Source organism: Frankia sp. CcCS3 (assembly GCF_977927575.1).
This window is the reverse complement of record NZ_CDWRCL010000299.1, coordinates 1-3,862: the sequence shown is the minus strand read 5'-3', so window position 1 is coordinate 3,862 and position 3,862 is coordinate 1. Positions and strand designations below refer to the sequence as shown.

Below are 3,862 nucleotides of genomic sequence, written 5' to 3'. Positions count from 1 at the left end.
GGCCCGGGCCGTCCGGGCCCGCGATCCAGCCGCCCGTCGGCGACCCGCACCTGTCCCAGCCGCCATCCCGCCCGGTGACGCCCCCTGTCCGTCCGGGGGCCGGCGAGCCACCGCCCGGCGTCGTCACCGCCACGATGGACCTGAGCGCGCTGCAACGCCGGTTGCGGGCGGAGAAGACCGAGCTCCTCCATCGGGTCGAGGGGCAGGCTCCCCGGCATCGCCGCTCGGACCGGCGGGCGCGCCGAACCGACGAGACCGACCCGGAGAGCACGCAGATCTTTCCGCGGCAGCCCCCCGCTGGGCGTGACGGCCGATCTCCCGGGGCGGGCGCCGCGCGGTCCCGCGGTCGACGAAGGCTCGCCGCGGCGGGCGGCGGCGAGCGTGCCGCGGCCGCGTCCTTCGGGCCGGGGCCCGGTAACGGGGCCGAGGGCCTGGCGGACGATCTGACCGGCGGCGAGCGTCCGGGCGGCGAGGGTTCCGGCGGCCGTGGCGGAGCCAGGTCGAAGGCGATCTGGACGCTGATGGACCAGGCCGTCTCCAGTGCGACGAACGCCGCGATCTCGTTCCTGATTGCCCATCAGGTCAGCGACGTCGAGTACGGCGCGTTCGGTATTGCGTACACGTTGTTCTCCATCGTCATCGGCCTGGTCCGTGCCGGGAGCTGCATGCCGCTGAGCATGTTCTACTCGAGTGTCACCCGGAGTGACTTCCGGGCGGCGGCCACCGCTACCACCGGCTCGTCGTTCGTCTTCGGCGTGGCCGTGGGAATCACGTTCGTCGGTCTGGGCCTGCTGCTCGGCGGCCCGGTCGGGTCGTCGTTGTCGGCGATGGGCCTCGTGCTGCCCGGCCTGCTGCTGCAGGATGCGTGGCGCTATGTCTTCTTCGCGATGGGGAAGCCCTTCGGCGCCTTCGTCAACGACACCGTCTGGGCGGTCGTCCAGATCCTTGGGATCTTCCTGCTCATCCACCGCGGTGTGACCGCATCCCCGCCGCTGCTGCTCGCCTGGGGGGCCTCGGCTCTCGTCGCGGCCCTGCTGGGGATAGCCCAGGCCGGCTTCTGGCCGTCGCCCGGCGAGACCCTTCGATGGCTTCGCAGGAACAAGTCGAACTCCGCCTACCTGGCGGCGGAGTTCATCACTGTCCAGGGCGCGATGCAGACCTCGCTGCTGGTGATCGGAGCGGTGGGTTCGCTGGCGACGGTGGGCGCCCTGCAAGGCGCGCGCACGCTGCTCGGCCCGACCACGGTGGTCGGGGTGGGGGTCGTGAGCTTCGCGTTGCCGGAGTTCTCCAAGCGGACCTCCATGACCCGCCACGCCCGGGAGCGCGCCGCCTACGCTCTCTCGGCCCTCGTCCTCGCCATTGGCACGGCGTGGAGCCTGATCTTCTACCTCCTTCCGGAACGTTACGGTCAGGTGTTGTTGGGCGACTCGTGGGATGGCGTCAAGAACATCCTGGGGCTGTCAATCCTGCACTATCTGGCCGCGTCGGTCGCGGTCGGACCGGCATGTATGGTCTACGCACTCGGAAAAACTAAGATCACATTCCGGGTCAATGCAGCCTTTGCGCCAATGTTGTTTGGTTTTCCCATCATTGGGTTGCTTGTCCGGGGCGCGCGGGGCGCGGTCGTCGGCTATAACATCGCTTTCTGGTCCATTGCACCGGTGTGGTTTGTACTGCTCCGCCGGCTCGGTCGGGAGCACGACGTGGAGCAGGCCGCGCTACGGGACGCGGAGCGGGCGGCGCGGAGCGGCTCCGGGCCTGCTCCCGCCCCGGCGGAGCCGGGAGGACGAGAGACGAGAGTTGCCGCGCCCGCGCCGGGCCGGGATGAGCGACGCACGCCGGTCGAGACGGTCGAACGCCGGCGAATCTGACCATCGAATGGATCCCGTGGATGATGTCGAGGATGTGGATGTCGCTCCGGAGCACGGCCCTCGCCGGCCTGGTCGCGGAACCGGATCGCGGCGTGGTGGGCGGGGCACCTGAGCGTCCGTGCGGCGTCAGTCATAGCTATAGACCGTTTACTATCCGCTATCGGCTATGCTCACAAATCGGTTCCGTCAGATCTAGACCGTGGTCCGGCAATCGGGCCGGATGCTCCTGTGGGGGGCCACATTGAGTTCGCTTCATGTCCCGCTGGAGGAGTCGTTGCGTCGTCTCACCGGCACTCCGATCCGGATGCGGGCCCGGTCCGCCCGTTCTGAGTCCGTGGCGGGTGCGTCATGAGTCGCAACGTGCAGGCGGGCAACGAGACCAGCCGGGCTCCCTCCGCCCCGTCCCTGCTTCGTATCCTCCAGCCACGGCTGCTGGTCGTCGCCATCGTCGTGGTCATCTTCGCGGCTCTGGCGGCCGCCTACTCCAAGACGCAGACGGCGACCTACCGGTCGAGTGCCCGGGTCTTCCTCTCGACGGATTCGGGCACGCTCGGTGCCAACTCGGTCGACGCGACCCGCTTCGTGCAGACCCAGGCGCAGTTCGCCCAGTCCTCGGCGGCCGTCGCGGAGATCGCGAAGGAACTCAAGCTGCCCGAGGTGGACGTCGCCGCCCGGCTCAGCACCTCGCCGTCCGACGAGGGCTACTTCTTCGTCATCGAGGGGAAGGGCTCGAGCCAGCAGGGGGCGGACGCGCTGGTCAAGTCGGCCGAGGATGCCTACAGCAAGCTCTTGACGACTTACGGCCCCAACAGCCAGGCGAATATCAGCGCCATGATCAAGCTACGTGACGGGCTGGTGGCGGAGCAGGCCGCCGCGGGTCAGAGAGCCGGTATTGCCGGGAGCGTCGACAACACCGTCCGCAACACGCAGATCGCGAACCTCAACACGCAGATCGCCACCGCCCGCACCGCCTCCGCGCTGGCGAGCACGTCGATCAAACTGGCCGAGCCGCCCGTCGCCCGGGGCCAGAGCGGGCCGAACCTGTTCCGTAACACGCTGGTCGCTGCGATCGTCGGGCTGCTCGGTTCGATCGCGGCGATCTGGATCATGTATCAGCGCCGGCCCACGATCCTCGACCCGCACAACCCGTCCGACACCCTGGGCGTGCCGCTGATCGCAGTCCTGGAGCCGGGACGGACCACCGCCAGCGCGGCCGAGACCCTGGTCTCGGCGATGTCCGCGGTGATGTCCCCGACGAGCAAGGTGGTCGCGTTCACCCCGGCGTCGCGGGGGGACCTGACCGCCGACCTCGTCGCCTCCGTGGCCGCGGCCTGGTCCGATGATCAGGGCGTCGTCCTGATCCTGGACACCTCGCCGTCGTCCGAGGTGCGGGGAGTTCTCGAGGGACTGCCCCGGGCGACCTCCGGGGAGCTGCCTCGCTGGGCGCACGAGCCGACCTGCCTGGCACGCTCGTCCGGCACCGGGCGGGGGCACATCCTCTACAACCGAGTGTCGCCGGCCCGGGCCGCCCGGCCCGGTGGCCTCGCCCCGATCCTCGCCGACCGGGCGCCGGTCGTCGACCTCGTCATCCTCGTCACCTCGGCGCTGGCCGAGCTGCCGATGACCGCGGCCTCCGCCATCCAGGCCGACGCCGTCGTGGTCATCACCTCCACCGAAACCAGTCTCAAGGAGCTCGAGCAGGTGCCGCGGGACTGGCCGGCGCTCGCCGAGCGAGTCGTGGGCGTCGTGCACGACGGCCGGACCGGCATCCGCCGGGCCGTCGCGGCGGCCCCGGAGCGTCGTTCGTCGGTCGACACCATCACCTCCAACTCCCCGGTGGGGGACTCGGCTCCGGTGAGCAAGCGGGGCGGCGGCGTGGACTCGGAGGCCACCGACCGCTACGCCCGCCCCGGCAAGCGTTAGGACAGCCCGTAGCCGCGAGGGTCCGGGGGCCCCGAGGTTCCCTGATTCATTCCAGACGGCTCTGGATT

At 70.1% G+C, this 3,862-nt stretch carries 2 protein-coding genes; both read left to right on the top strand.

What is annotated here, in order from left to right; translation table 11 throughout:
* Positions 1–1,871 (top strand): hypothetical protein (locus AC08OQ_RS18230; RefSeq protein WP_476612240.1); only part of this gene is annotated, 1,871 nt, incomplete at its 5' end.
* Between the two features lie 348 nt (positions 1,872–2,219).
* On the top strand, positions 2,220–3,794 hold the full coding sequence (locus tag AC08OQ_RS18225; RefSeq protein ID WP_476602309.1) for a Wzz/FepE/Etk N-terminal domain-containing protein: 1,575 nt from the start codon (positions 2,220–2,222) through the stop codon (positions 3,792–3,794).
* Positions 3,795–3,862 lie beyond the last annotated feature (68 nt).

Bases quoted from the DNA above. Each gene is read 5' to 3' on its own strand.
- AC08OQ_RS18225 (WP_476602309.1), top strand. From the start codon at position 2,220: ATGAGTCGCAACGTGCAGGCGGGCAACGAGACCAGCCGGGCTCCCTCC.